The organism is Streptomyces sp. LZ34, assembly GCF_053890475.1.
Genome location: NZ_CM132680.1, coordinates 2,740,354 through 2,766,527, shown reverse-complemented (window position 1 = coordinate 2,766,527; position 26,174 = coordinate 2,740,354). Strand labels below are relative to the sequence as shown.

The window sequence follows — 26,174 nt, the reverse complement described above, 5'->3', positions numbered from 1 at the left end:
GCTCGGGGGCGTCATCGGACGTGGGAGGATCGGAGGTGGCGGGCCCGGGCCGCGCGCTGCCCAGGCCATGCCGCCGTACGTCGAGGCGCGAGCATGAGGAGCACCGTTGAGCAGGTTGCGCTGGCTGACCGCGGGGGAGTCGCACGGCCCCGCACTCGTGGCGACGCTGGAGGGACTGCCCGCCGGTGTGCCGATCACCACCGACATGGTGGCGGACGCCCTCGCCCGCCGGCGGCTCGGCTATGGGCGTGGTGCCCGGATGAAGTTCGAGCGCGACGAGGTCACCTTCCTCGGCGGGGTACGGCACGGCCTCAGCCTCGGCTCCCCCGTGGCCATCATGGTCGGCAACACCGAGTGGCCGAAGTGGGAGCAGGTCATGGCGGCCGACCCGGTGGACCCGGAGGTGCTCGCCGGGCTGGCCCGTAACGCGCCGCTGACCCGGCCCCGCCCCGGCCACGCGGACCTGGCGGGCATGCAGAAGTACGGCTTCGACGAGGCCCGGCCGATCCTGGAGCGGGCCAGCGCCCGCGAGACCGCGGCCCGTGTCGCGCTCGGCACGGTCGCCCGCTCCTACCTCAAGGAGACGACGGGCATCGAGATCGTCTCCCATGTGGTGGAGCTGGCCGCGGCCAGGGCCCCGTACGGCGTGTACCCGACCCCCGCGGACGTGGAGCGGCTGGACGCCGACCCGGTGCGCTGTCTGGACGCCGACGCGAGCGAGGCGATGGTCGCCGAGATCGACCAGGCCCATAAGGACGGCGACACGCTCGGCGGCGTCGTCGAGGTGCTGGCGTACGGCGTGCCGGTGGGCCTCGGTTCGCATGTCCACTGGGACCGGCGGCTCGACGCCCGTCTGGCCGCCGCCCTGATGGGCATCCAGGCCATCAAGGGCGTCGAGGTCGGCGACGGCTTCGGTCTGGCCCGGGTGCCCGGTTCGAAGGCGCACGACGAGATCGTGCCGGGCGAGCACGGCATCAGGCGGGCCTCCGGCCGCTCCGGCGGCACCGAGGGCGGACTGACCACGGGCGAGCTGCTGCGGGTGCGCGCCGCGATGAAGCCGATCGCGACCGTGCCGCGGGCCCTGGCCACGGTCGACGTCACGACGGGCGAGCCGACCCAGGCCCACCACCAGCGCTCGGACGTGTGCGCGGTCCCGGCCGCGGGCATCGTCGCGGAGGCGATGGTGGCGCTGGTCCTCGCGGACGCCGTCGCGGAGAAGTTCGGCGGCGACTCGGTCACCGAGACCCGCCGCAACGTCAAGGGCTTCCTCGACAACCTGGCCATCAAGTGAGCGGCCAAGCGAGCGGCCCGGGAGCGAACGGGCCGGCGATCGTGCTGGTCGGGCCCATGGGCGTGGGGAAGAGCACCGTCGGAAGGGTGCTCGCCGAGCGGCTCGGGACCGGCTTCCGGGACACCGACACCGACATCGTCGAGACGGCCGGCAAGCCGATCTCCGAGATCTTCATCGACGAGGGCGAGCCGCACTTCCGCGAGCTGGAGCGGCAGGCCGTGCGCGCCGCGGTCGCCGAGCACCGCGGCGTGCTGGCCCTCGGCGGCGGCGCGATCCTGGACGACTCCACCCGCGCTCTGCTTGCCGACCTGCCGGTGATCTTCCTGGAGATGGGCGTCGCCGAGGCGGTCAAGCGCACCGGCCTCGACGCGCCGCGCCCGCTGCTCGCCGTCAACCCGCGGCAGCGCTGGCGCGAGCTCATGGAGCAGCGACGTCCGCTGTACACCGAGGTGGCCCGCGCGGTCGTGTCGACCGAGGGCCGCACCCCCGAGGACGTCGCCGACGCGGTCCTCGACGCACTGGAGTTGAAGGACGCATGAGCACGGACACACCCACCCGTATCCAGGTCGGCGGCACCGCGGGCAGCGAGCCGTACGAGGTCCTGATCGGCCGCCGGCTGCTCGGCGAGCTGCCCGGCCTCATCGGCACCGCGGCGAAGCGCGTCGCCGTGCTGCACCCCGAGGCGCTGGACGAGACCGGCGAGGCCATCCGGCAGGACCTCCTCGGGCAGGGCTACGAGGCCATCGCGATCCAGCTGCCCAACGCGGAGGAGGCCAAGACCGCCGAGGTCGCCGCGTACTGCTGGAAGGCGCTCGGCCAGACCGGCTTCACCCGCAGCGATGTGATCATCGGCGTCGGCGGGGGCGCCTCCACCGACCTCGCGGGCTTCGTCGCCGCGACCTGGCTGCGCGGGGTGCGCTGGATCGCCGTCCCGACGACCGTGCTCGGCATGGTGGACGCGGCGGTCGGCGGCAAGACCGGGATCAACACCGCCGAGGGCAAGAACCTGGTCGGCGCCTTCCACCCGCCGGCCGGGGTGCTGTGCGACCTGGCCGCGCTCGACTCGCTGCCGGTCAACGACTATGTCAGCGGCCTCGCCGAGATCATCAAGGCGGGCTTCATCGCCGACCCGGCGATCCTGGAGCTGATCGAGACGGACCCGGAGGCGGCCCGTACCCCCGCGGGGCCGCACACCGCCGAGCTCATCGAGCGCTCCATCCGGGTGAAGGCCGAGGTCGTCTCCTCCGACCTCAAGGAGGCGGGGCTGCGGGAGATCCTCAACTACGGTCACACCCTCGCCCACGCCATCGAGAAGAACGAGCGCTACAAGTGGCGGCACGGCGCGGCGGTCTCCGTCGGCATGGTCTTCGCCGCCGAACTGGGCCGCCTCGCCGGGCGCCTGGACGATGCCACGGCCGACCGGCACCGCGCGGTCCTGGGCTCCGTAGGCCTGCCGCTGACGTACCGCGGCGACCAGTGGCCCCGGCTGCTGGAGACCATGAAGGTCGACAAGAAGTCCCGCGGCGACCTGCTGCGCTTCATTGTCCTCGACGGCCTGGCCAAGCCCGCGGTGCTGGAGGGCCCGGATCCGGCCGTGCTGCTCGCGGCGTACGGAGAGGTGTCCGCGTGACCCGGAAGGTGCTCGTCCTCAACGGCCCCAACCTGGGGCGGCTCGGCAGCCGCGAGCCGGACGTCTACGGTGCGACCTCCTACGCCGGTCTTGTGGAGGAGTGCGCGAAGCTCGGCGCGGAGCTGGGCTTCGAGGTGGACGTGCGGGAGACCAACGACGAGGGCGAGATGATCCGCTGGCTGCACGAGGCGGCGGACGGCTCGATCCCGGTCGTCATCAACCCCGGTGCCTTCACGCACTACTCGTACGGGATGCGGGACGCGGCGGCGCAGCGCACCGCCCCGCTGGTCGAGGTGCATATCTCCAACCCGCACGCGCGGGAGGAGTTCCGTCACAACTCTGTCATCGCCGCGGTCGCCAGCGGCACCGTCGCCGGCTTCGGAATCGGGTCGTATCGCCTCGCATTGCGCGCTTTGGCGGACGAGTTGGCCGGATGACGGCGTTCGCTGGGCACACACCGTATTCCCCGGCCGTTCACACAGTGGCGGCCGGGGCGGGTACCGTTCGGTAGAACCGGCCTCACCGCCGCGTCTTCACGCGACAGTTGCCAGTACCAGACCGCCTGCACGAGACGGAGTGCCACCGGATGCAGCACTCAGTGGGAGCTCCGCTGCCACCGCCCCATCAGCCCGGGCAAGCCCCCGGCGCGGGCGGCGCCGGCTGGGCCCAGGGCACGAGTCACCACCCGGGCCCCCAACCGGCCCACCACCCTGGCCCTCCCGTCCCCCCGGCCCCGCTCCACCCGACGCCTGCCCCGCCGCCCATGGACCCCTCGGGTGTCACCGGCCATATCCAGCTTCCACCCGGCGGCCCGGTGCCGCTGCCGCACCCGCCGACGGGCGGCGCGGCGGTGGCCGACGCCTCGCAGGTGGCGGTGGCGGTGCTGCTGATCGGCCCGGCGGGGGCGGGCAAGACGACCGTCGCCCGCCATTGGGCCGACCGCCGGCGGGTGCCGACCGCGCACATCAGCCTGGACGACGTCCGAGAGTGGGTCAGGTCCGGTTTCGCGAACCCGCAGTCGGGGTGGAACGAGCATTCCGAGGCGCAGTATCGTCTCGCCCGCCGCACCTGCGGCTTCGCCGCCCGTAACTTCCTGGCCAACGGGATCTCCTGCATCCTGGACGACGCCGTCTTCCCGGACCGCCCGGTCGTGGGCCTCGGCGGCTGGAAGCGCCACGTCGGCCCCGGTCTGCTGCCCGTCGTGGTGCTGCCGGGTCTGGAGGTCGTCCTGGAGCGGAACGCGGCCCGCAGCGGCAACCGCCGGCTGAGTGACGAGGAAGTGGCCCGGATCCACGGCCGGATGGCCGGCTGGTACGGCTCCGGCCTGCCGATCATCGACAACTCCACGTACGACGTGGCGACCACGGCCCACATGCTGGACGAGGTCGTCGCCCGGAGCATCGCGAGTCCGCCCAGTTGGTAAGCGGGCGGCTCCCCATTCGGGTCGCTCGACCGGCCGCGGAGGGCCGCACTGCGTAGGCTCGGGAGCATGTCCCAGGCGTACGCGGCCCGACGTGCCCGGCTGCGCGACCAGTGCGCGGCGGCGGGCGGCGAGGCCGCGCTGGTCGCCAGGCCCGCCAACGTGCGCTATCTGTGCGGCGGCGGCGTGCCGCCGGGTGCCGTGCTGCTGCTGGGGCCGGTCCAGGACGTGCTGCTGGCGCCCCTGACGCCGTTCTGGGAGCCGCTGCCCGGCGGCTCGCGCCACCCCGAGGACCTGCGGATTCTCGTGCTGCCCGGCCAGGGCGGGGACCCGGCCGTGGCCGCCGCCGACCTGGCCGCCGCGGACGGCGCCGAGTCGCTGGCCGTCGAGGAGCACCATCTGACCGTCGCCCGCCACCGGGCGCTCGCAGCGGCTGCCCCGCGACTGCGGCTGGTGGACCTGGGCCGGGCCGTGGAGCAGCTGCGGCTGGTCAAGGACGACGAGGAGATCTCCTGTCTGCGGATCGCCGCCGAGCTCGCCGACCAGGCGCTCGGCGAGCTGCTGGAGTCGATCCTGGTCGGCCGGACCGAGCGGCATCTGGCGCTGGAGCTGGAGCGCCGGCTGGTGGATCACGGCGCGGACGGCCCGGCCTTCCCCACGGTCGTGGCCACCGGGCCGAACTCGGGCCGGGCCGGGCACGTGCCCACCGACCGGCGGGTCGAGGAGGGTGACTTTCTCACCATCGGCCTGGGCGCCGACTACCGGGGCTACCGCTGCGAGGTGGGGCGTACGTTTGTGATCGGCCCGTCTCCCGCCACCTGGCAGGTGGAGCTGTACGACGCGGTTTTCGCGGCGCAGCGGGCCGGGCGGGAGGCGCTGGTACCCGGCGCGGCCTGCCGGGATGTGGACCGCGCGACCCGGCAGGTGCTGGACTCCGCGGGGTTCGGAGAGGGGCTGGGACCGCGGATGGGACACGGCGTGGGCCTGGAAATCGACGAGGACCCTCGGCTCACACCCTCGGCCATGGGTAAACTGGACGCTTGTGTGCCGGTCACTGTCGAACCGGGGGTCCACCTCCCGGGTCGGGGCGGTGTCCGGATCGATGACACGCTCGTCGTCCGCTCCGAGGCGGACGGCGGACCCGAGCTACTCACCATCACGACCAAGGAGCTGCTCGCGCTCTGACTTTGGCGCGTCGCATCTTTCTGGTCCCACCAGCTGTAGTCCAGGAGATCCCGCAACCGTGGCATCCACGAACGACCTCAAGAATGGCCTGGTGCTCAAGCTCGACGGGGGCCAGCTCTGGTCCGTCGTCGAGTTCCAGCACGTCAAGCCCGGCAAGGGCCCTGCTTTCGTCCGCACCAAGCTCAAGAATGTGCTGTCCGGCAAGGTGGTCGACAAGACCTTCAACGCCGGCGTGAAGGTCGAGACGGCCAATGTCGACAAGCGCGGCATGCAGTTCTCGTACAAGGACGGCGAGAGCTTCGTGTTCATGGACATGGACACTTTCGACCAGATCTACATCAGCCCCGAGGTCGTCGGCGACAACGCCCGGTACCTGCTCGAGGGCTTCGAGGCCGTCGTGGCGATGTACGAGGGCAACCCGCTCTACGTCGAGCTGCCGGCCGCGGTCGAGCTGGTGATCGAGTACACCGAGCCGGGCGTCCAGGGCGACCGCTCCACCGGCGGCACCAAGCCCGCCAAGCTGGAGACCGGCTACGAGATCGGCGTCCCGCTGTTCATCACCACCGGTGAGAAGATCAAGGTCGACACCCGTTCCGGTGAGTACCTCGGTCGGGTGAACAGCTAACCGTGGCTGCCCGCAACAAGGCCCGCAAGCGTGCCTTCCAGATCCTTTTCGAGGCCGACCAGCGTGGCACCTCCGTGCAGACGGTCCTCGCGGACTGGATCCGGCACGCCCGGACCGACGACCGGCAGCCGCCGGTCAGCGAATACACGATGCAGCTCGTCGAGGGGTATGCCCAGTACACGGGCCGGATCGACGAGCTGATCTCCACCTACGCGGTGGGCTGGACGCTGGACCGGATGCCGGTCGTCGACCGGAACATCCTGCGGCTCGGCGCCTACGAGCTGGTGTGGGAGGACGAGACTCCGGACGCCGTCGTGATCGACGAGGCGGTGCAGCTCGCCAAGGAGTTCTCCACCGATGACTCGCCGGCCTTCGTCAACGGGCTCCTGGGCCGCTTCAAGGAGCTGAAGCCGAGCCTGCGCCGGGGCGATCAGCCGGCCACGGAAGCCTGACCGCTCCGAGCCTGAGCGTACAAAGCCGCCGGGGGCGGTGGAACCGGCCGGTTCCACCGCCCCCGGCGGCACGTTTCTGCTCGTTGCTGTTCTCTGCTGACTCTGCCAGCTCCAAAAGAGATCGCGCGTGGCGTCAGACGTCCTCGTGCTGGACTGCCCGGCGCGCATCCGCGCCCAGCACACCCCAGCTGATCAGCTGCTCGGTGAGCACCGAAGGCGACTGGTCGTAGATCACGGCGAGGGTGCGCAGGTCGTCCTGGCGGATCGACAGCACCTTGCCGTTGTAATCCCCGCGCTGGCTCTGGATCGTGGCGGCATACCGCTGTAGCGGCCCCGCCTTCTCGACGGGCACATGGGCCAGCCGCTCGAGGTCCAGCACCAGCTTCGGCGGCGGCTCGGCGGCCCCGGCCGGGCTGGTGCCCGGAAGCAGCTCCTGGACCGGGACGCCGTAGAAGTCGGCCAACTCGGCGAGGCGCTGCACGGTCACGGCACGGTCCCCGCGCTCGTACGAGCCGACCACGACGGCCTTCCAGCGGCCCTGGGACTTCTCCTCGACACCGTGGAGGGAGAGGCCCTGCTGGGTGCGGATGGCACGGAGCTTGGCTCCGAGCTGTTTGGCGTATTCGCTGGACATAAAGCTCCCCGGACGAAGACTGGTAACTCACTGTGAGGTTACGCAGCGTAATCTCCATTCGTCAAGCCGAACGGAGCGCAGGGGGTCTCCGCCAGGGGCGATGACGGGTCGGCCCACCGCTCCTGCTAGTGTGAATGGCGCAATTCCGACGTCCTTTAAGGTCCGTCCCGTGAGGCGGAGAAGGGGGTCCGTTTCGTATGGACGCACGTACCACCGACGCGGCAGACGCGGCGCGCTCCGTGCTCGAGGCACCGGACATCGCCCGCGTTCTGACCCGTATCGCCCACGAGATCGTCGAGCGCGCCAAGGGCGCCGACGACGTGGTGCTCCTCGGCATCCCGACCCGCGGTGTGCACCTCGCCCGGCGGCTGGCCACGCGGCTCGGGGAGATCACCGGCAAGGCGCCCGGCCAGGTGCCGGTCGGCTCGCTCGACATCACCATGTACCGCGACGACCTGAGGCTGCGCCCGGCCCGCGCGCTCGCCCGCACCGACATCCCCGGGGACGGCATCGACGGCCGTCTGGTGGTGCTGGTCGACGATGTGCTCTTCTCGGGCCGCACCATCCGCGCCGCGCTCGACGCCCTGGGCGACATCGGCCGGCCGCGCGCCGTCCAGCTCGCGGTCCTGGTCGACCGCGGCCACCGCGAGCTGCCGATCCGCGCCGACTACGTCGGCAAGAACCTCCCCACGTCGCTGCGGGAGACGGTCAAGGTCCAGCTCACCGAGGAGGACGGCCGCGACAGCGTGCTCCTCGGCGTGCGCGGGGCCGCCCCCGCGGACGGGCAGTAGCCCCGGCCGGAGCCGCCGCGGCACGGAACCACGGCCCCACGGCCGCTCCGCGGCCCCGGAGCCCCGGTGACCGCCGCGGGCCCGGTACGCCGGCCACGACGACGCCTCCGCCTGCCCACCGCACGCCTGAACATCTCCCTCACTCACGGAGCAACCGGATGAAGCGCCACCTCATCTCGGCCGCCGATCTCACGCGCGACGACGCCGTCCTGATCCTCGACACCGCCGAGGAGCTGGCCCGTATCGCCGACCGGCCGATCAAGAAACTGCCGACCCTGCGCGGCCGTACCGTCGTCAACCTCTTCTTCGAGGACTCCACCCGCACCCGCATCTCGTTCGAGGCGGCCGCCAAGCGGCTGTCCGCCGACGTCATCAACTTCTCCGCCAAGGGCTCCTCGGTCTCCAAGGGCGAGTCCCTGAAGGACACCGCGCTCACCCTGGAGGCGATGGGCGCCGACGCCGTGGTCATCCGCCACCACGACTCCGGCGCCCCGCACCGGCTGGCCACCTCCGGCTGGATCGGCGGCTCGGTCGTCAACGCCGGGGACGGCACCCACGAGCACCCCACCCAGGCGCTGCTGGACGCCTTCACCATGCGCCGCCATCTGACCTCGGGCACCGGGCAGGACCTGGCGGGCCGCCGGATCACCATCGTCGGCGACATCCTGCACAGCCGGGTCGCCCGCTCCAACGTCCATCTGCTGTCCACCCTGGGCGCCGAGGTGACCCTGGTCGCCCCGCCGACCCTGGTGCCCTTCGGGGTCGAGAGCTGGCCGTGCGAGGTCTCGTACGACCTCGACGCGGTGGTCGGCAAGTCCGACGCCGTGATGATGCTGCGCGTCCAGCGCGAGCGCATGCACGCCGCCTTCTTCCCCACCGAGCGCGAATACGCGCGCCGCTACGGGCTGGACGGCGACCGGATGGCCCGCATGCCCGAGCACGCCATCGTCATGCACCCCGGCCCCATGAACCGCGGCATGGAGATCACCGCCGAGGTCGCGGACTCCGACCGCTGCACGGCCGTCGAGCAGGTCGCCAACGGCGTCTCGATCCGCATGGCCGTCCTGTACCTGCTGCTCGGCGGGAACGAACCCGCCGTCGCCACGTCCCGTACCGAGGAGAGCAAGTAAGCATGAGCGAGACCCACAAGACCCTCCTCCGCGGCGCGAAGGTCCTCGGCGGCGAGGTGCGGGACGTGCTGATCGAGGGCGAGCGGATCGCCGCCGTCGGCACCGGCATCGACGCGGGCGACGCCACCGTGATCGACGCCACAGGACAGATCCTGCTGCCCGGCCTCGTCGACCTCCACACCCATCTGCGCGAGCCCGGCCGCGAGGACTCCGAGACCGTCCACACCGGCACCCGCGCGGCCGCCGCCGGCGGCTACACCGCCGTCCACGCCATGGCCAACACCTTCCCGGTCGCCGACACCGCGGGCGTCGTCGAGCAGGTGTGGCGGCTGGGCAAGGAGTCCGGCTACTGCGATGTGCAGCCCGTCGGCGCCGTCACCGTCGGCCTGGAGGGCAAGAAGCTCGCCGAGCTGGGCGCCATGAACGACTCCGCCGCGGGCGTGCGGGTCTTCTCCGACGACGGCAAGTGCGTGGACGACGCCGTGATCATGCGCCGCGCCCTGGAGTATGTGAAGGCCTTCGACGGCGTCATCGCCCAGCACGCCCAGGAGCCGCGGCTGACCGAGGGCGCCCAGATGAACGAGGGCGTGGTCTCCGCCGAGCTCGGGCTCGGCGGCTGGCCTGCCGTCGCCGAGGAGTCGATCATCGCCCGCGATGTGCTGCTCGCCGCACACGTCGGCTCCCGGGTGCACATCTGCCACCTGTCCACCGCGGGCTCGGTCGAGATCGTCCGCTGGGCCAAGTCCAAGGGCTGGAACGTCACCGCCGAGGTCACCCCGCACCACCTGCTGCTCACCGACGAGCTCGTACGCTCCTACAACCCCGTCTACAAGGTGAACCCGCCGCTGCGCACCGAGGCCGACGTCATGGCGCTGCGCGAGGCGCTCGCCGACGGCACCATCGACTGCGTCGCCACCGACCACGCCCCGCACCCGCACGAGGACAAGGACTGTGAGTGGGGCGCGGCGGCCATGGGCATGGTCGGCCTGGAGACCGCGCTCTCCGTCGTCCAGCACACCATGGTCGACACCGGCCTGCTGGACTGGGCGGGCGTCGCCGACCGGATGTCGCACCGCCCCTCGGCCATCGGCCGGCTGGCCGGCCACGGGCGCCCCATCGCTCCCGGGGAGCCCGCCAACCTCACCCTCCTCGACTCCGCATACCGTGGTGTGGTGAACCCCGCGGGCTTCGCCTCCCGCAGCCGCAACACCCCCTACGAGGGCCGTGAACTGCCGGGCCGAGTGACGTACACCTTCCTGCGGGGCCGGGCGACGGTCGTGGACGGGAAACTGGCGTGACACCTCTGAGCAGTCTGAACAGCCTGACAAATCCGGTAGCGGGCCCCCTGGCGGGCCTGGCGGCCGAGCAGAAGTCGCAGGACGTGACGGACTGGGCCGCGCGCGTCGGCTGGGTCGTGGGCCTGCTGCTCTTCATCGCGCTCGTCTACTGGCTGATGCGCGAGGGGTGGAAGTGGCGGGGCACGCTCCAGGGCGATCTGCCCGAGCTGCCCCAGGCCCCGGACCCGGCCGAGCTCGGGCCCGCCCGGCTGGCCCCCGCCCGGCTGTGCCTCTCCGGCCGTTACCACGGCTCGACCACCGCCGGGCAGTGGCTCGACCGGATCGTCGCCCAGGGCCTGGGCACCCGCAGCCGCGCCGAGCTCACCCTGACCGGGCAGGGCCTGGCCGTCGTACGCCCCGGGGCGCGCGACTTCTTCATCCCGGCCGGCAGCCTCCGCGGCGCCCGGCTCGACAAGGGCATCGCCGGCAAGGTCCTCGCCGAGGGCGGCCTGCTGGTGATCACCTGGCAGCTGGGCGACCGCCTGATCGACTCCGGCTTCCGCTCCGACCACGCGGCCGAGCACACCGCGTGGGTGGACACCCTCACCGAACTCTCCGGCGGCCCCAGCGACGCGGCCGCCCCCTCGCACGACACGGAAGGCGCACGATGACCACCTCCACCAGGGGGGCCAAAACCCCCGCAGTCCTCGTCCTGGAGGACGGCCGCACCTTCCGCGGCCGGGCCTACGGGGCCGTGGGGGAGACCTTCGGCGAGGCGGTCTTCTCCACCGGCATGACCGGCTACCAGGAGACCCTGACCGACCCCTCGTACCACCGGCAGGTCGTCGTCATGACCGCCCCGCACGTCGGCAACACCGGCGTCAACGACGAGGACCCGGAGTCGAAGCGGATCTGGGTCTCGGGCTATGTGGTCCGCGACCCCGCCCGGGTGCCCTCCAACTGGCGCTCGCGCCGCTCCCTGGACGAGGAGCTGGCCGCCCAGGGCGTGGTCGGCATCAGCGGCATCGACACCCGCGCCCTCACCCGCCATCTGCGCGAGCGCGGTGCCATGCGCGTCGGCATCTTCTCCGGGCAGGCGATCGCCGGCGGGGCTGACGAGGCCGCGCTGCTGGCCAAGGTGCGGGCCGCGCCGCAGATGAAGGGCGCGGACCTCAGCGGCGAGGTCGCCACCACGGAGCGTTATGTCGTCCCCGCGATCGGTACCAAGCGGTTCACCGTCGCCGCGGTCGACCTCGGCATCAAGGGCATGACCCCACAGCGGATGGCCGAGCGCGGCATCGAGGTGCACGTGCTGCCCGCGACCGCGACGGTTGAGGACGTCCACGCGGTCAACCCGGACGGGGTGTTCTTCTCCAACGGGCCGGGCGACCCGGCCACCGCCGACCACCCGGTCTCCGTGATGCGGGCGGTCCTGGAGCGCGGCACCCCGCTGTTCGGCATCTGCTTCGGCAACCAGATCCTCGGCCGCGCGCTGGGCTTCGGCACGTACAAGCTGAAGTACGGCCACCGCGGCATCAACCAGCCGGTGCAGGACCGCACCACCGGCAAGGTCGAGGTCACCGCGCACAACCACGGCTTCGCCGTCGACGCCCCGCTGGACGGGCCCTCCGACACCCCGTTCGGGCGGGTCGAGGTCTCCCATGTGTGCCTCAACGACAACGTGGTCGAGGGCCTCCAGCTGCTCGACCGCCCCGCGTTCAGCGTCCAGTACCACCCCGAGGCCGCCGCGGGCCCGCACGACGCGGCCTACCTGTTCGACCGCTTTGTCTCCCTGATGGAGGGCCAGCGTGCCTAAGCGCACCGACATCCAGTCCGTTCTGGTCATCGGCTCCGGCCCGATCGTCATCGGCCAGGCCGCCGAATTCGACTACTCCGGCACCCAGGCCTGTCGCGTCCTCAAGGCGGAGGGGCTGCGGGTCGTCCTGGTCAACTCCAACCCGGCCACGATCATGACCGACCCGGAGATCGCCGACGCGACGTACGTCGAGCCGATCACCCCGGAGTTCGTCGAGAAGATCATCGCCAAGGAGCGCCCCGACGCGCTGCTGCCCACCCTCGGCGGGCAGACCGCGCTCAACACCGCGATCTCCCTGCACGAGGCGGGCACGCTCGAGAAGTACGGCGTCGAGCTGATCGGCGCCAACGTCGAGGCCATCCACAAGGGCGAGGACCGCGACCTCTTCAAGGACGTCGTCGAGGCCGTCCGTACCAAGATCGGCCACGGCGAGTCCGCCCGCTCGGTCATCTGTCACTCCATGGACGACGTCCTCGCCGGCGTCGACCAGCTCGGCGGCTACCCCGTCGTCGTGCGCCCCTCCTTCACCATGGGCGGCGCCGGCTCCGGCTTCGCCCACGACGAGGAGGAGCTGCGCCGCATCGCCGGCCAGGGCCTGGCGCTCTCGCCCACCACCGAGGTGCTCATCGAGGAGTCCATCCTCGGCTGGAAGGAGTACGAGCTGGAGCTGATGCGCGACAAGCACGACAACGTCGTGGTCGTCTGCTCCATCGAGAACTTCGACCCCATGGGCGTGCACACCGGCGACTCGATCACCGTCGCGCCCGCGATGACGCTGACCGACCGCGAGTACCAGGTCCTGCGCGACATCGGCATCGCCGTCATCCGCGAGGTCGGCGTCGACACCGGCGGCTGCAACATCCAGTTCGCGGTCAACCCCGACGACGGCCGGGTCATCGTCATCGAGATGAACCCGCGCGTCTCGCGCTCCTCGGCCCTGGCCTCCAAGGCGACCGGCTTCCCGATCGCCAAGATCGCGGCCAAGCTCGCCGTCGGCTACACCCTCGACGAGATCCCGAACGACATCACGCGGGAGACCCCGGCCTCGTTCGAGCCGACCCTCGACTACGTGGTCGTCAAGGCCCCGCGGTTCGCCTTCGAGAAGTTCCCGAGCGCCGACTCCACCCTCACCACCACCATGAAGTCGGTCGGCGAGGCCATGGCGATCGGCCGTAACTTCACCGAGGCGCTGCAGAAGGCGCTGCGCTCGCTGGAGAAGAAGGGCAGCCAGTTCTCGTTCGTGGGCGAGCCCGGCGACAAGGCCGCCCTGCTGGAAGAGGCCCGGCGTCCGACCGACGGCCGTATCAACACGGTCATGCGGGCCATCCGCGCGGGCGCCACGCCGGAGGAGGTCTTCGAGGCCACGAAGATCGACCCGTGGTTCGTCGACCAGCTCTTCCTGATCAAGGAGATCGCCGACGAGCTCGCGGCCGCCGAGAAGCTGGAGCCGGAGCTGCTCGCCGAGGCCAAGCGGCACGGCTTCTCCGACGCCCAGATCGCGGCCATCCGCTCGCTGCGCGAGGACGTGGTCCGCGAGGTGCGGCATGCGCTGGGGGTGCGGCCCGTCTACAAGACCGTGGACACCTGCGCCGCCGAGTTCGCCGCCGAGACCCCGTACTTCTACTCCTCCTACGACGAGGAGACCGAGGTCGCGCCGCGCGAGAAGCCCGCCGTGATCATCCTGGGCTCGGGCCCCAACCGGATCGGCCAGGGCATCGAGTTCGACTACTCGTGTGTGCACGCCTCCTTCGCGCTGCACGACGCGGGCTACGAGACCGTCATGGTCAACTGCAACCCGGAGACCGTCTCCACCGACTACGACACCTCCGACCGGCTCTACTTCGAGCCGCTCACCCTGGAGGACGTGCTGGAGATCGTCCACGCCGAGCAGCAGGCGGGCCCGGTCGCGGGCGTCATCGTCCAGCTCGGCGGCCAGACCCCGCTGGGCCTGGCCCAGGCGCTCAAGGACAACGGCGTGCCTGTCGTCGGCACCTCGCCCGAGGCGATCAACCTCGCCGAGGAGCGCGGCGCCTTCGGCCGGGTGCTGACCGAGGCCGGGCTGCCCGCGCCCAAGTACGGCACCGCCTTCTCCTTCGGGGAGGCCAAGGGCATCGCCGCCGAGATCGGCTACCCGGTCATGGTGCGCCCCTCGTACGTCCTGGGCGGCCGCGGCATGGAGATCGTCTACGACGAGCCCTCCCTGGCCGCCTACCTGGAGCGGCACGCCGGGCTGATCTCCGAGCACCCGGTCCTCATCGACCGCTTCCTCGACGACGCCATCGAGATCGACGTGGACGCGCTCTACGACGGCCACGAGCTCTACCTCGGCGGCGTCATGGAGCACATCGAGGAGGCCGGCATCCACTCCGGCGACTCGGCCTGCGCGCTGCCCCCGATCACCCTCGGCGGCTTCGACATCAAGCGGCTGCGGGCCTCCACCGAGGCCATCGCGCGCGGCGTCGGGGTGCGCGGCCTGATCAACATCCAGTTCGCCATGGCCGGGGACATTCTGTACGTCCTGGAGGCGAACCCGCGCGCCTCCCGCACGGTGCCCTTCACCTCCAAGGCCACCGCCGTGCCGCTCGCCAAGGCCGCCGCCCGCATCTCGCTGGGCGCGACCATCGCCGAGCTGCGCGCCGAGGGCCTGCTGCCGAGCAGCGGCGACGGCGGCACGCTCCCGCTGGACGCGCCGATCTCCGTCAAGGAGGCCGTGATGCCGTGGAGCCGGTTCCGCGACGCCTCGGGGCGCGGCGTGGACACCATCCTCGGCCCGGAGATGCGCTCCACCGGCGAGGTCATGGGCATCGACTCGGTCTTCGGCGCGGCGTACGCCAAGTCGCAGGCCGGGGCGTACGGGGCGCTGCCCACCAAGGGCCGCGCGTTCGTGTCCGTCGCCAACCGCGACAAGCGCTCGATGATCTTCCCGGCCCGTGAGCTGGTCGCCCTCGGCTTCGAGCTGCTGGCCACCTCCGGCACCGCCGAGGTGCTCAAGCGCAACGGCATCAACGCGACCGTGGTGCGCAAGCAGAGCGAGGGCGAGGGCCCGGGCGGCGAGAAGACCATCGTCCAGCTCATCCACGACGGCGGGGTCGACCTGATCGTCAACACCCCCTACGGCACCGGCGGCCGCCTGGACGGCTACGACATCCGTACGGCGGCCGTGGCCCGCGGCATCCCCTGCCTGACCACGGTCCAGGCCCTCGCTGCCGCCGTCCAGGGCATCGAGGCGCTCGGCCGGGGCGCGGTCGGCGTCCGGTCCTTGCAGGAGCACGCGGAGCACCTGACCGCGGCCCGCGCGCAGTAGCGGCGGGAGGGGGCGCCGGGGCCTTCCGCCCTGGCGTCCCCTCACCTCAGCGAGCCCCCACCGTCCCCTCCCGCGCCTCTCCCGCGCCTCTCCCGCGGGTCCCCGGTGCGCGGGACGCGCAGAAAGTCCGCCATGTACCAGCTCTTCTTCCGTCTCGTCTTCCGTCATATGGACCCGGAGCGGGCGCACCACCTGGCCTTCGGCTGGATCCGGCTGGCCGCCCGCGTCCCGGGCCTGAGGACCTTCGTCGCGGCCCTCCTCGCGCCGCGCCACCGCGCGCTGCGCACCGAGGCGCTCGGCCTGCGCATGCACGGGCCCTTCGGGCTCGCGGCCGGATTCGACAAGAACGCCGTCGGCATCGACGGCATGGCCATGGTCGGCTTCGACCATGTCGAGATCGGCACGGTCACCGCCCAGCCGCAGTCGGGCAACCCCAAGAAGCGGCTCTTCCGCCTGGTCGCGGACCGGGCGCTGATCAACCGCATGGGCTTCAACAACGAGGGCTCGGCGGCGGTGGCCGCCCGCCTCGCGGCCCGCCGGGCCGGCCGCCCCGCCTTCCGGACCACGGTCGGCGTCAACATCGGCAAGACCAAGGTCGTCCCGGAGGCGGAAGCCGTCGCCGACTATGTGACCTCCACCGAGCGGCTGGCCGGCCACGCCGACTACCTCGTCGTCAACGTGTCCTCGCCCAACACCCCCGGGCTGCGCGACCTCCAGGCCGTGGACCAGCTGCGGCCCCTGCTGAGCGCCGTACGCGAGGCCGCGGACCGCGCGGTCCCCGGGCGCCGGGTGCCGCTCCTGGTCAAGATCGCCCCCGACCTCGCCGACGAGGACGTGGACGCGGTCGCCGACCTCGCGGTCGAGCTGGGCCTGGACGGCATCATCGCCACCAACACCACCATCGCCCGCGACGGCCTCGGCCTCGCCTCCGGCCCGGCGCTCACCGCCGAGACCGGCGGCCTGTCGGGGGCGCCGCTGCGGGCCCGCTCCCTGGAGGTGCTGCGCCGCCTGTACGTCCGGGTCGGTGACCGGATCACGCTGGTGGGAGTGGGCGGGATCGAGACCGCCGACGACGCCTGGGAGCGGATCCTGGCCGGGGCCACGCTGGTCCAGGGCTACAGCGGCTTCATCTACGCGGGCCCGTTCTGGAGCCGCCGCATCCACCGCGGCCTCGCGGCCCGGCTGGCGGCCGGCCCGTACGCCACGCTCGCCGACGCGGTCGGCGCCGAGGCCCACAAGGCCGACAACTCTGACAAGGCTGACAACGCTGGCAAGGAGACCGCATGACCCCCTTCGGCGCGCGCCTGCGCAGTGCCATGGACGCCCGGGGCCCGCTGTGCGTCGGCATCGACCCGCACGCCTCGCTGCTCGCCGACTGGGGGCTCGGGGACGACATCGCGGGCCTGGAGCGGTTCACCCGTACGGTCGTGGACGCCCTCGCCGAGCGGGTCGCGGTCCTCAAGCCGCAGTCCGCGTTCTTCGAGCGCTTCGGCTCGCGCGGCATCGCGGTGCTGGAGCGGGCCGTCGCGGACGCCCGGGCCGCCGGGGCGCTGGTGCTCATGGACGCCAAGCGCGGCGACATCGGCTCCACGATGGCCGCGTACGCCTCGGCGTACCTGGACCCCGGCAGCCCGCTGTTCTCGGACGCGGTCACCGTCAGCCCGTATCTGGGGTTCGGCTCCCTGCGCCCGGCGCTGGACGCGGCGCGGGTGAGCGGGTCGGGGGTGTTCGTGCTGGCGCTGACCTCCAACCCGGAGGGCGCCGAGGTGCAGCACGCCGTAGGGGCCGGCGGGGCGACGGTCGCCGCCACGGTGCTGGATCACCTCAGGGAGGAGAACGCGGAGGAGGCCCGCGCGGGCCTCCTCGGCTCGTACGGCGCGGTCGTCGGCGCGACGCTGGGGGGCGCGGCGGGGGAGGCCGGGGCGGATCTGGCGATCGGCGGGCCGCTGTTGGCTCCGGGCATCGGCGCCCAGGGCGCGACGCCCGAGGACCTTCCGGGGGTCTTCGGCGCGGCGGTGCGGAATGTGGTCCCGAGCGTCAGCCGGGGGGTGCTCCGGCACGGTCCGGACCCGGCTTCGCTGGCCTCGGCGGCGCTCAGATTGGCTGATCAAGTGCGCGCTGTGGCCGAATAAGCGGGTTATTTTGCCCCCAAATGTCCAAGTCGAGCGAGTCTGACCAGGACTTTTAGTCTGTTCTCGCTGACTGGAGCGGGATCGGCCGCTAGTCTCCGACCAGAGCCAACGCGCAGCTGCGTTGCGTGTTGCTCCCCAGGTGAGGGGCGACCAGGTTCCTCACCGGTCCGTATCCGACAGTTCGACATCCGAGGTGACGTAGGCGTGGCTCTTCCGCCCCTTACCCCTGAACAGCGCGCAGCCGCGCTCGAAAAGGCCGCCGCGGCTCGCCGGGAGCGCGCCGAGGTCAAGAATCGACTCAAGCACTCCGGCGCTTCCCTGCACGAGGTCATCAAGCAGGGCCAGGAGAACGATGTCATCGGCAAGATGAAGGTGTCCGCTCTCCTGGAGTCCCTGCCTGGCGTCGGCAAGGTCCGCGCCAAGCAGATCATGGAGCGGCTCGGCATTTCCGAGAGCCGTCGTGTCCGCGGTCTGGGCTCCAACCAGATCGCATCGCTTGAGCGTGAGTTCGGCGGCGCCGCCAGCTGACGTTTCCAGGCACTCCGGGGAACCTGGATAATCGCTGCATGGCAGCACACTCCCGCGGGGCGACCCCCGTACCCCCGGACGCACGTCCGCGGCTGACCGTGCTCTCCGGCCCTTCCGGGGTCGGCAAGAGCACGGTCGTCGCTCATATGCGCAAAGCACACCCTGAGGTATGGCTCTCGGTCTCGGCCACCACCCGCAAGCCGCGCCCCGGCGAGCGCCACGGTGTTCAGTACTTCTTCGTGGACGACGGGGAGTTCGACAAGCTCATCGCCAACGGTGAGCTGCTGGAGTGGGCCGAGTTCGCGGGCAACCGCTACGGCACCCCGCGCGAGGCGGTCCAGGACCGCCTCGCCGCGGGTGAGCCGGTACTGCTGGAGATCGATCTACAGGGCGCCCGCCAGATCCGCGACTCCATGCCGGAGGCGCAGCTGGTCTTCCTCGCCCCACCGAGCTGGGAGGAGCTGGTGCGCCGGCTCACCGGCCGGGGGACCGAGCCGCCCGAGGTGATCGAGCGGAGGCTGGAGGCCGCGAAGACCGAGCTGGCCGCCGAGCCCGAGTTCGATGTGACCTTGGTCAATACCTCCGTCGAGGACGTGGCGCAAGAGCTGCTAACCTTGATGCGAGTAGTTTGATCTTCACTGGTCTCCACAGCGCCGGTCTCGACCGAAGCACCGGTCACCACTGCGGTCAACCACTGATCGAATTTCTCATCTCTTCATCACCCGCTCGGAAGGCAGAGAGTGTCCTCTCCCATCACCGCGCCCGAGGGCATCATCAACCCGCCGATTGATGAGCTGCTCGAGGCCACCGACTCCAAGTACAGCCTGGTGATCTACGCGGCCAAGCGTGCCCGCCAGATCAACGCGTACTACTCGCAGCTCGGCGAGGGCCTGCTCGAGTACGTCGGCCCGCTGGTGGACACCCACGTCCACGAGAAGCCGCTGTCGATCGCGCTCCGCGAGATCAACGCCGGCCTGCTGACCTCCGAGGCCATCGAGGGCCCGGCCCAGTAGTCGGAACTCCCACCACGGGCCCGGCGGCATACCCGCCGGGCCCGTGGTGTGTCAGTGCGTATGCGACGGGGCAGTACGCGACGGAGCGCGCGGAGAGGCGAGCGATGGACAAGCCCAAGGTCGTCCTGGGGGTCAGCGGCGGGATCGCCGCCTACAAGGCGTGCGAGCTGCTGCGCCGCCTCACCGAGTCCGGCCACGCGGTACGGGTCGTGCCGACCGCCTCGGCGCTGCACTTCATCGGGGCGGCGACCTGGTCCGCCCTGTCCGGCAACCCGGTCGCCACCGAGGTCTGGGACTCCGTCCACGAGGTCCCGCACGTGCGCATCGGCCAGTCCGCTGACCTCGTCGTGGTCGCCCCCGCCACCGCCGACCTGCTCGCCAAGGCCGCCCATGGCCTCGCCGACGACCTGCTCACCAACACCCTGCTCACCGCCCGATGTCCGGTCGTCTTCGCGCCCGCCATGCACACCGAGATGTGGGAGCACCCGGCCACCCAGGAGAACGTCGCCACGCTGCGCCGCCGCGGGGCCGTGGTCATCGAGCCCGCCGTCGGGCGGCTGACCGGCGTGGACACCGGCAAGGGGCGCCTGCCCGAGCCCGGCGAGATCTTCGAGGTCTGCCGCCGGGTGCTCGCCCGCGGCGCCGAGGAGAGCCGCCTCGACCTCGCCGGACGCCATGTCGTGGTGAGCGCCGGGGGCACCCGCGAGCCCCTGGACCCGGTGCGCTTCCTCGGCAACCGCTCCACCGGCAAGCAGGGCTACGCCCTCGCCCGGGCCGCCGTCGCCCGCGGCGCCCGGGTGACCCTGGTCTCGGCCAACAGCGAGCTGCCCGACCCGGCCGGGGCCGATGTGGTGCGGGTGGGCACCGCGGTGCAGCTGCGCGAGGCGGTGCTCAAGGCCGCCGCGGACGCCGACGCCGTGGTGATGGCCGCGGCCGTCGCCGACTTCCGGCCCGCGACCTACGCCGAGGGAAAGATCAAGAAGCGGGACGGACAGGAGCCCGAGCCGATCGCCCTGGTCCGCAACCCGGACGTGCTCGCGGAGATCTCCGCCGACCGCGCCCGGCCCGGGCAGGTGATCGTGGGCTTCGCCGCCGAGACCGACGACGTGCTCGCCAACGGGCGCGCCAAGCTCGCACGCAAGGGCTGTGACCTGCTGGTCGTCAACGAGGTGGGGGAGCACAAGACCTTCGGCTCGGAGACGAACGAGGCCGTCGTCCTGGCCGCGGACGGCAGCGAGACGCCGGTGCCCTACGGGCCCAAGGAGGTCCTCGCCGACACGGTCTGGGATCTGGTCGCACGGCGCCTCGGCTGATCGGCCCGGATCGGGCCCGCTGATCGGTCCGTTGACCGGTCCGCATCGGGCCATCGGGGGGAATGACATTTTCCTGCCTCACTGGCAAGGCTGATTTTCCGGTCAGGGAGAGGTATGTTCCAGGTCACGGCCTGCCCGTCCTGTGGGACGGGGATGCTCGACCGGTGAACGTGCCGGATAAACTGGCCGAGGAACCGCATCGGGCGCAGCTCCCGGGCGGTCCCAACCATGATCAGCCAGCAGCCGCTGCAACCCCAGGGAGCGATGTGTCCCGCCGCCTGTTCACCTCGGAATCAGTGACCGAGGGTCACCCCGACAAGATCGCTGACCAGATCAGCGACACCATCCTCGACGCGCTTTTGAAGGAGGACCCGACCTCCCGGGTCGCCGTCGAGACGTTGATCACCACCGGCCTGGTGCATGTGGCCGGTGAGGTGACGACCAAGGCGTACGCACCGATCGCCGCGCTCGTGCGCAACAAGATCCTCGAGATCGGCTACGACTCGTCGAAGAAGGGCTTCGACGGAGCCTCGTGCGGCGTCTCGGTGTCGATCGGCTCCCAGTCCCCGGACATCGCCCAGGGCGTCGACTCGGCGTACGAGCTGCGGGTGGAGGGCGATGAGGACGAGCTGGACAAGCAGGGCGCGGGCGACCAGGGCCTGATGTTCGGCTTCGCCTGCGACGAGACCCCCGAGCTGATGCCGCTGCCGATCAACCTGGCCCACCGGCTCTCCCGCCGCCTGTCCGAGGTGCGCAAGAACGGGACCATCCCCTACCTGCGCCCCGACGGCAAGACGCAGGTGACCATCGAGTACGACGGCAACAAGCCGGTCCGCCTGGACACCGTGGTCGTCTCCTCGCAGCACGCCTCCGACATCGACCTGGACTCGCTGCTGGCGCCGGACATCCGGGAGTTCGTGGTCGAGCACGTCCTCAACGGGCTCGTCGAGGACGGCATCAAGCTGGACACCGAGGGCTACCGCCTGCTGGTCAACCCCACCGGACGGTTCGAGATCGGCGGCCCCATGGGTGACGCCGGCCTGACCGGCCGGAAGATCATCATCGACACCTACGGCGGCATGGCCCGCCACGGCGGCGGCGCCTTCTCCGGCAAGGACCCGTCCAAGGTCGACCGCTCCGCGGCGTACGCGATGCGCTGGGTCGCCAAGAACGTCGTCGCGGCCGGCCTGGCCTCGCGCTGCGAGGTGCAGGTCGCCTACGCGATCGGCAAGGCCGAGCCGGTCGGCCTGTTCGTCGAGACCTTCGGCACGGCCACGATCGACCCCGAGAAGATCGAGCAGGCCATCTCCGAGGTCTTCGACCTCCGCCCGGCCGCGATCATCCGCGACCTGGACCTCCTGCGCCCGATCTACGCGGAGACGGCTGCGTACGGCCACTTCGGCCGCGAGCTGGAGGACTTCACCTGGGAGCGCACCGACCGCGTGGACCCGCTCCGCGCGGCGGCGGGTCTGTAAGGCCCGCACCAGACACGGACCGGACACCGGCCCGGGCGCCCCGCTGTCAGTGCACCGAGCGCTGAAGGACGGACGCCCGGGCCGGTGTCCGTGTCGTCTGCTAAGACTGAAGCTGTGAGCAGCGACAACGGGCGGCCGGAGCCCGCGGCGGGGGAGCCGTGGGGGGAGCAGCTCGCGCTCATTCGGGAGACCGTGCGCAAGGCCAAGGCGCCGAAGGCCAAGCCGCGGACGTGGCGGGGCGCCGCGCTGGCGGGGGAGCTGCCGGTCGCCAAGGTGCTGGTGGACAAGGGCCCGGTGCACCTGGACAAGCTGTGGGACTACGCCGTACCCGCCGAGATGGACGCCGAGGCCAAGCCGGGCGTGCGGGTGCGGGTGCGGTTCGGGGCCGGTACGGGGAAGGTGCGCGAGGGGCGCCGGGAGGGCGGGGGGCTGCTCGACGGGTACATCATCGAGCGGGTCGCCGAGTCCGACTACCGGGGGCCGCTGGCGGCTGTCGCCCAGGTGGTGTCGCCGGAGCCGGTGCTGGGGTCCGGGCTGCTCGCGCTGTGCCGCGCGGTCGCCGACCGCTACGCGGGATCGCTCGCCGACGTGCTGCAACTGGCCGTGCCCAAGCGGAACGTACGGGCCGAGAGAGAGCCGTCCCCGCCGCCGGTGCCGCCGCCGGGGGTGCCCGCGGCCGGGAGCTGGGAGCGCTACCCGGCCGGGCCCGGCTTCCTGGACGCGCTCGCGGGCGGCGGGACGCCGCGGGCGGTGTGGACCGCGCTGCCCGGACCGGACTGGCCGGGCGAGTGGGCCCTCGCGGTGGCGGCCACCCTCGCCTCGGGGCGCGGCGCGCTCGTCGTCGTCCCCGACGGGCGGACGGCCGCGCGGGTCGACGAGGCGCTCACCGAGGTGCTCGGCGGGGCGGGGCGGCATGTGCTGCTCACCGCGGACCTCGGGCCCGAGGAGCGCTACCGGCGGTGGCTGGCCGTCAGCCGGGGCTCGGTCAGGGCCGTGGTGGGCACCAGGGCGGCCATGTTCGCGCCCGTGAGGGGCCTGGGGCTGGTGGGGATCTGGGACGACGGCGACCAGAGCCACAGCGATGATCACGCGCCGCACCCACACGCCCGCGACGTTCTGCTGCTGCGCGCCGTCCACGAGCGGACGGGCTTCCTGCTCGGCGACCTCGGCCGCACCGTGGAGGCAGCCCAGCTGGTGGAGAACGGCTGGGCCAGGCCCCTGGAGGCCGACCGCGAGCAGGTCCGGGCCGCCGCCCCGCTGATCCGTACGGTCGACGAGGGCGAGGTGGCCCGGGACGCGGAGGCGCGCGCCGCCCGGCTGCCCACGCTCGCCTGGCAGACCGTACGGGAGGCGCTGGCCCGGGGCCCGGTGCTGGTGCAGGTGCCGCGCCGGGGGTACGTACCCCGGCTGGCCTGCGAGCGCTGCCGTGAGCCCGCGCGCTGCGCGCACTGCGCCGGGCCCCTGGAGGCCCGGGACGCGGACCGGTTGGCGTGCGGCTGGTGCGGCCGGGCCGAGACCTCCTGGCACTGCGCCGAGTGCGGGGGTGTGCGGCTGCGGGCGCGGATCGTCGGCGCCCGGCGCACCGCCGAGGAGCTGGGCCGGGCCTTCCCGGCGGTGTCGGTACGGACGTCCGGGCGCGACCATGTGCTGGAGCGGGTCCCGGACCGGCCGGCGCTCATCGTCAGCACCCCGGGCGCCGAGCCGGTCGCCGACGGCGGGTACGCGGCGGCGCTGCTGCTCGACGGCTGGGCCCTGCTCGGCCGCCCCGACCTGCGGGCGGGCGAGGAGGCGCTGCGCCGCTGGCTGGACGCGGCGGCCCTGGTGCGGGGCCACGGGGACGGCGGGCTGGTGGTGGTGATCGCCGAGCCGACGCAGCGGCCGGTGCAGGCGCTGGTGCGCTGGGATCCGGCCGGTTACGCGGCGCGGGAGCTGGCCGAGCGGGCCCAGCTGGGCTTTCCGCCGGTCTCCCGGATGGCCTCGGTCGCCGGTCCCGTTGAGGCGGTGGCCGAGCTGATCGCCGCGGCCCGGCTGCCGGAGGGCACCGAGACCCTCGGCCCGGTCCCGCTGCCTCTCACGGAGCCCGGCCGCCCGCGCCGCCCCGGTCAGCCCCCGCAGGGGGAGGAGTGGCAGCGGGCGCTGCTGCGCGTGCGCCCCGGGCAGGGCAGCGCCCTCGCGGCGGCGGTCAAGGCGGCGAAGGCGCAGCGGATGGCCCGGGGCGAGAAGGACCCGGCGGTGCGGATCGACCCACTGGACATCGGCTGACCGGACATCGGCTGACCGGACATCGGCCGAGCCGGGCTTCGGCCGGTGCGGCCGCTAGGCCGCCGCGCGTGCTCAGCCGTTCCGCGGGTTGGGGAGCGCGCCCGGGCGGGGCTCCTCGCGCAGCGCCGGGGCGGGCTGCGGCGGCATCGAGCGCGCCGCGGGCACCGACGGCACCGACGGAACCGACGGCACCACGGGCATGGCGCCCGGCTCCGCGGTGCGCACCGACGCCTCGGCACCCTCGGCGGCGGCGCTCTGCGCGGCGGCGGCGCGGCGCGCCCCGTAACGGCGGTGCACCGCCTGCTTGGTGACGCCCAGCGCCGAGCCCACCGCGTCCCAGGAGAAGCCGAGCGAACGGTCGAAGTCCACGGCGGCCGTGACCAGCGTCTCGACGCTGTCCCGCAGCTCCTGGGCCAGGCGCACGGTGGGTGCCGGGGCACGCCCGTAGACGACGAAGCCCGCGGACGGGCCCGCGCGCCGCGGGCGGTAGACATTGCCGAGCTGGGCGGTGAGGGTGCGCAGCGCGTCCACCTGTCGGCGGACCCGCTCGATGTCCCGGACCAGGAGGTGCAGGCTGGCCCGTGCCTGGGCGTCGTGGGTTGCGTGGTCGGCCATGAACAAGCCTCTCGAATCCGGCGTAGATACTCGAAGACAGCAGACGGGAAGTCGGAAACGCGTCGGGCCGCCGCAGCGGCCCGACGCGGTCAATCTGCCTTGACTGCTGTGACCAACGCGGCACCCGCCCGTCGGTCACGGTCCGGGGGCGTGCGCCACCGCTTTCGTACGCCCCCCGGAGCGCGGTCGTCATAGACTGGTGCGCTGTTCCCGCTGCGCGTGAGAGGTAGTTCGCCACCCATGAGGCTCGCCTTCGCCGGTACTCCGGAAGTCGCCCTGCCTGCCCTGGACGCGCTGATCGCGTCCGACCGGCATGAGGTGGTGGCCGTCGTCACCCGGCCGGACGCGCCCGCCGGGCGCGGTCGGCGCCTGGTGGCCAGCCCGGTCGCCGAGCGCGCGGCGGAGGCGGGGATCGAGGTGCTCAAGCCGGCCAAGCCGCGCGACCCGGAGTTCCTGGACCGGCTCCGCGAGATCGCGCCGGACTGCTGCCCCGTGGTCGCCTACGGCGCGCTGCTGCCCAAGGCCGCGCTGGAAATCCCCGCGCACGGATGGGTCAATCTGCACTTCTCCCTGCTGCCCGCCTGGCGCGGCGCGGCGCCCGTGCAGCACGCGGTGCTGGCGGGCGACGAGGTGACCGGCGCTTCGACGTTCCTGATCGAGGAGGGCCTGGACTCCGGCCCGGTGTACGGGGTGGTGACCGAGGACGTACGGTCCACGGACACCAGCGGCGACCTGCTGACGCGGCTCTCCCTGGCCGGGTCCGGGCTGCTGGCCGCCACCATGGACGGCATCGAGGACGGCACCCTGCGCGCCGAGCCGCAGCCCGCCGAGGGCGTCTCGCTCGCCCCGAAGATCAACGTCGAGGACGCGGAGATCGACTGGACCGCGCCCGCGCTGCGCGTCGACCGGCTGGTACGGGCCTGCGCGCCCGCGCCCGGGGCGTGGACGACCTTCCGCGGGGAGCGGCTGAAGGTGAACGCGGTGGCGCTCGTGACGGACCGTACGGACCTGGCGCCCGGCGAGCTCGCCGTGACCAAGAAGGCCGTATACGCGGGCACGGGCAGCCACGCGGTGCAGCTGTCGTGGGTGCGGCCGCAGGGCAAGCGGCCGATGGCCGGGGCCGACTGGGCGCGTGGCGTGCGGATCGCCCAGGGCGAACGGCTGGGCGGGTAGCGCCCCTCCGCCCCGCGCCCCGAGCGCGGGACGGGAACGAGTTGACTTCAACAATGGTTCAAGTCTTACGGTCCTGAGGTGTGCCGCCGGTCCGGAAGAGCCGCGATC

At 72.4% G+C, this 26,174-nt stretch carries 25 protein-coding genes; 23 read left to right on the top strand and 2 right to left on the bottom strand.

What is annotated here, in order from left to right; genetic code table 11:
• The first annotated feature begins 106 nt into the window (after positions 1 to 106).
• From aroC to nusB, 8 genes are all read left to right on the top strand, one after another.
• Positions 107 to 1,291, top strand: coding sequence for a chorismate synthase (gene aroC / locus ACWY4P_RS10135; protein ID WP_456210011.1), 1,185 nt, complete (start codon positions 107 to 109; stop codon positions 1,289 to 1,291).
• Positions 1,288 to 1,830, top strand: a complete 543-nt coding sequence (locus ACWY4P_RS10130; protein ID WP_456210010.1) for a shikimate kinase — start codon at positions 1,288 to 1,290, stop codon at positions 1,828 to 1,830. The genes aroC and ACWY4P_RS10130 overlap by 4 nt, the downstream gene beginning before the upstream one ends.
• On the top strand, positions 1,827 to 2,921 hold the full coding sequence (gene aroB / locus ACWY4P_RS10125) for a 3-dehydroquinate synthase (protein WP_456210009.1): 1,095 nt from the start codon (positions 1,827 to 1,829) through the stop codon (positions 2,919 to 2,921). Before ACWY4P_RS10130 ends, aroB begins: the two co-directional genes overlap by 4 nt.
• Positions 2,918 to 3,358, top strand: a complete 441-nt coding sequence (gene aroQ, locus ACWY4P_RS10120) for a type II 3-dehydroquinate dehydratase (protein ID WP_456210008.1) — start codon at positions 2,918 to 2,920, stop codon at positions 3,356 to 3,358. The genes aroB and aroQ overlap by 4 nt, the downstream gene beginning before the upstream one ends.
• A gap of 149 nt (positions 3,359 to 3,507) precedes the next feature.
• Positions 3,508 to 4,344, top strand: coding sequence for an AAA family ATPase (locus ACWY4P_RS10115; RefSeq protein WP_456210007.1), 837 nt, complete (start codon positions 3,508 to 3,510; stop codon positions 4,342 to 4,344).
• 66 nt (positions 4,345 to 4,410) lie between these two features.
• Positions 4,411 to 5,526, top strand: coding sequence for a M24 family metallopeptidase (locus ACWY4P_RS10110; protein WP_456210006.1), 1,116 nt, complete (start codon positions 4,411 to 4,413; stop codon positions 5,524 to 5,526).
• A 58-nt stretch (positions 5,527 to 5,584) separates the two neighbouring features.
• Positions 5,585 to 6,151 (top strand): elongation factor P, encoded by a 567-nt coding sequence (efp, locus tag ACWY4P_RS10105; protein ID WP_089510370.1) that lies wholly within the window; start codon positions 5,585 to 5,587, stop codon positions 6,149 to 6,151.
• Between the two features lie 2 nt (positions 6,152 to 6,153).
• Complete coding sequence (nusB, locus tag ACWY4P_RS10100) at positions 6,154 to 6,603, top strand: transcription antitermination factor NusB (protein ID WP_456210005.1); 450 nt, start codon at positions 6,154 to 6,156, stop codon at positions 6,601 to 6,603.
• Between the two features lie 133 nt (positions 6,604 to 6,736).
• Here nusB and bldD read toward each other — a convergent pair whose 3' ends face one another.
• A complete protein-coding gene (gene bldD, locus ACWY4P_RS10095) occupies positions 6,737 to 7,237 on the bottom strand; it encodes a transcriptional regulator BldD (RefSeq protein ID WP_014056259.1) in 501 nt (166 codons plus the stop codon).
• A gap of 197 nt (positions 7,238 to 7,434) precedes the next feature.
• On the opposite strand from bldD, the gene pyrR reads away from it, so the two are divergent.
• The 14 genes from pyrR (at position 7,435) to ACWY4P_RS10025 (ending at position 24,278) form a co-directional block, all read left to right on the top strand.
• The gene (pyrR, locus tag ACWY4P_RS10090; protein WP_456210004.1) at positions 7,435 to 8,028 is read left to right on the top strand and encodes a bifunctional pyr operon transcriptional regulator/uracil phosphoribosyltransferase PyrR; all 594 of its coding nucleotides are present in this window, start codon (positions 7,435 to 7,437) and stop codon (positions 8,026 to 8,028) included.
• 158 nt (positions 8,029 to 8,186) lie between these two features.
• Entirely contained in the window at positions 8,187 to 9,158 is a 972-nt protein-coding gene (locus ACWY4P_RS10085; protein ID WP_456210003.1) for an aspartate carbamoyltransferase catalytic subunit, read from the top strand.
• A gap of 2 nt (positions 9,159 to 9,160) precedes the next feature.
• Positions 9,161 to 10,456 (top strand): dihydroorotase, encoded by a 1,296-nt coding sequence (locus ACWY4P_RS10080; RefSeq protein ID WP_456210002.1) that lies wholly within the window; start codon positions 9,161 to 9,163, stop codon positions 10,454 to 10,456.
• A complete protein-coding gene (locus tag ACWY4P_RS10075; protein ID WP_456210001.1) occupies positions 10,453 to 11,106 on the top strand; it encodes a PH-like domain-containing protein in 654 nt (217 codons plus the stop codon). Before ACWY4P_RS10080 ends, ACWY4P_RS10075 begins: the two co-directional genes overlap by 4 nt.
• Positions 11,103 to 12,251: a glutamine-hydrolyzing carbamoyl-phosphate synthase small subunit gene (carA, locus tag ACWY4P_RS10070; RefSeq protein ID WP_456210000.1), complete on the top strand. Its 1,149-nt coding sequence runs from the start codon at positions 11,103 to 11,105 to the stop codon at positions 12,249 to 12,251. The genes ACWY4P_RS10075 and carA overlap by 4 nt, the downstream gene beginning before the upstream one ends.
• The gene (gene carB, locus ACWY4P_RS10065; protein WP_456209999.1) at positions 12,244 to 15,555 is read left to right on the top strand and encodes a carbamoyl-phosphate synthase large subunit; all 3,312 of its coding nucleotides are present in this window, start codon (positions 12,244 to 12,246) and stop codon (positions 15,553 to 15,555) included. The genes carA and carB overlap by 8 nt, the downstream gene beginning before the upstream one ends.
• A gap of 132 nt (positions 15,556 to 15,687) precedes the next feature.
• The gene (locus ACWY4P_RS10060) at positions 15,688 to 16,842 is read left to right on the top strand and encodes a quinone-dependent dihydroorotate dehydrogenase (protein ID WP_456209998.1); all 1,155 of its coding nucleotides are present in this window, start codon (positions 15,688 to 15,690) and stop codon (positions 16,840 to 16,842) included.
• Positions 16,839 to 17,687, top strand: coding sequence for an orotidine-5'-phosphate decarboxylase (gene pyrF, locus ACWY4P_RS10055; RefSeq protein ID WP_456209997.1), 849 nt, complete (start codon positions 16,839 to 16,841; stop codon positions 17,685 to 17,687). The genes ACWY4P_RS10060 and pyrF overlap by 4 nt, the downstream gene beginning before the upstream one ends.
• A 204-nt stretch (positions 17,688 to 17,891) precedes the next feature.
• Positions 17,892 to 18,215 (top strand): integration host factor, encoded by a 324-nt coding sequence (locus tag ACWY4P_RS10050; protein WP_055492888.1) that lies wholly within the window; start codon positions 17,892 to 17,894, stop codon positions 18,213 to 18,215.
• Between the two features lie 38 nt (positions 18,216 to 18,253).
• On the top strand, positions 18,254 to 18,847 hold the full coding sequence (gmk, locus tag ACWY4P_RS10045) for a guanylate kinase (RefSeq protein ID WP_456209996.1): 594 nt from the start codon (positions 18,254 to 18,256) through the stop codon (positions 18,845 to 18,847).
• A 108-nt stretch (positions 18,848 to 18,955) separates the two neighbouring features.
• Complete coding sequence (rpoZ, locus tag ACWY4P_RS10040) at positions 18,956 to 19,228, top strand: DNA-directed RNA polymerase subunit omega (protein ID WP_319692041.1); 273 nt, start codon at positions 18,956 to 18,958, stop codon at positions 19,226 to 19,228.
• A 104-nt stretch (positions 19,229 to 19,332) separates the two neighbouring features.
• Entirely contained in the window at positions 19,333 to 20,541 is a 1,209-nt protein-coding gene (gene coaBC / locus ACWY4P_RS10035) for a bifunctional phosphopantothenoylcysteine decarboxylase/phosphopantothenate--cysteine ligase CoaBC (RefSeq protein ID WP_456209995.1), read from the top strand.
• 266 nt (positions 20,542 to 20,807) lie between these two features.
• A complete protein-coding gene (gene metK, locus ACWY4P_RS10030) occupies positions 20,808 to 22,016 on the top strand; it encodes a methionine adenosyltransferase (protein ID WP_456209994.1) in 1,209 nt (402 codons plus the stop codon).
• A gap of 114 nt (positions 22,017 to 22,130) precedes the next feature.
• Positions 22,131 to 24,278 carry a primosomal protein N' gene (locus ACWY4P_RS10025; RefSeq protein WP_456209993.1) on the top strand — a complete coding sequence of 716 codons (2,148 nt, stop codon included), beginning with the start codon at positions 22,131 to 22,133 and terminating at the stop codon, positions 24,276 to 24,278.
• Between the two features lie 72 nt (positions 24,279 to 24,350).
• Here the strand turns inward: ACWY4P_RS10025 and ACWY4P_RS10020 are convergent, their stop codons facing one another.
• Positions 24,351 to 24,893: a hypothetical protein gene (locus ACWY4P_RS10020; RefSeq protein ID WP_456209992.1), complete on the bottom strand. Its 543-nt coding sequence runs from the start codon at positions 24,891 to 24,893 to the stop codon at positions 24,351 to 24,353.
• 240 nt (positions 24,894 to 25,133) lie between these two features.
• Between ACWY4P_RS10020 and fmt the strand changes: the two genes are divergently transcribed.
• Complete coding sequence (gene fmt, locus ACWY4P_RS10015; protein WP_456209991.1) at positions 25,134 to 26,066, top strand: methionyl-tRNA formyltransferase; 933 nt, start codon at positions 25,134 to 25,136, stop codon at positions 26,064 to 26,066.
• Positions 26,067 to 26,174 lie beyond the last annotated feature (108 nt).

Coding starts and splice junctions, on each gene's coding strand:
- ACWY4P_RS10085 (WP_456210003.1), top strand. CDS start 8,187: ATGAAGCGCCACCTCATCTCGGCCGCCGATCTCACGCGCGACGACGCC.
- bldD (WP_014056259.1), bottom strand. CDS start 7,237: ATGTCCAGCGAATACGCCAAACAGCTCGGAGCCAAGCTCCGTGCCATC.
- ACWY4P_RS10020 (WP_456209992.1), bottom strand. CDS start 24,893: ATGGCCGACCACGCAACCCACGACGCCCAGGCACGGGCCAGCCTGCAC.
- ACWY4P_RS10080 (WP_456210002.1), top strand. CDS start 9,161: ATGAGCGAGACCCACAAGACCCTCCTCCGCGGCGCGAAGGTCCTCGGC.
- ACWY4P_RS10110 (WP_456210006.1), top strand. CDS start 4,411: ATGTCCCAGGCGTACGCGGCCCGACGTGCCCGGCTGCGCGACCAGTGC.
- pyrF (WP_456209997.1), top strand. CDS start 16,839: ATGACCCCCTTCGGCGCGCGCCTGCGCAGTGCCATGGACGCCCGGGGC.
- fmt (WP_456209991.1), top strand. CDS start 25,134: ATGAGGCTCGCCTTCGCCGGTACTCCGGAAGTCGCCCTGCCTGCCCTG.
- ACWY4P_RS10115 (WP_456210007.1), top strand. CDS start 3,508: ATGCAGCACTCAGTGGGAGCTCCGCTGCCACCGCCCCATCAGCCCGGG.
- carA (WP_456210000.1), top strand. CDS start 11,103: ATGACCACCTCCACCAGGGGGGCCAAAACCCCCGCAGTCCTCGTCCTG.
- ACWY4P_RS10060 (WP_456209998.1), top strand. CDS start 15,688: ATGTACCAGCTCTTCTTCCGTCTCGTCTTCCGTCATATGGACCCGGAG.
- pyrR (WP_456210004.1), top strand. CDS start 7,435: ATGGACGCACGTACCACCGACGCGGCAGACGCGGCGCGCTCCGTGCTC.
- aroB (WP_456210009.1), top strand. CDS start 1,827: ATGAGCACGGACACACCCACCCGTATCCAGGTCGGCGGCACCGCGGGC.
- coaBC (WP_456209995.1), top strand. CDS start 19,333: ATGGACAAGCCCAAGGTCGTCCTGGGGGTCAGCGGCGGGATCGCCGCC.
- gmk (WP_456209996.1), top strand. CDS start 18,254: ATGGCAGCACACTCCCGCGGGGCGACCCCCGTACCCCCGGACGCACGT.